We start from the raw sequence: 506 nt of genomic DNA on the forward strand, positions 1-506 counted from the left end.
ATTTAAGTGTGATATAATAAAAAGATACTTATTAATTTTACTTAGAGGAGTTTAACTTATATGGAAGTAAAAAAGATTGATAGTGATTACATAGAACCTTTACTTAATAAATTAATTGATGAATATCACATAAATGAAAATATTTTATCAAATTTGATTAAAATAGAATCAGAAAAATTAAGAAATTATAAAAAATATGAAAAAGAATTTACAGCAGATTTAGATGTATGGGCAAAATGGATAAATTTTGTTTTGCAACTCGAATATACTATAGATGTTGATTCAGATTCTAGGCTTAGAGGTATTTTAAGTTTACTAATTGATATATATGAAATTAATATTGAATTTATAGCTAAAGTTGCACATGTTGAAGAACAATATGTGGTAGATTTTATAAATGGAGTAGATTACTTGCCAACAGAAGTAAAATATAGTATATGTGCTACTGCCATGAATCTGAGTTTAATATTTAAAAATACAGAAAAATAAAAGGTTAAGTATAAATA

General features: G+C 22.5%; 1 protein-coding gene. It reads left to right on the top strand.

The genetic code is table 11. The features are described from left to right. Positions 1–60: 60 nt before the first annotated feature. Complete coding sequence (locus tag KGF50_RS21825) at positions 61–489, top strand: HTH domain-containing protein (RefSeq protein WP_227849989.1); 429 nt, start codon at positions 61–63, stop codon at positions 487–489. Positions 490–506 lie beyond the last annotated feature (17 nt).

The sequence above is a fragment of the Clostridioides sp. ZZV15-6598 genome, assembly GCF_020657705.1.
GTDB lineage: Bacteria > Bacillota > Clostridia > Peptostreptococcales > Peptostreptococcaceae > Clostridioides > Clostridioides difficile_F.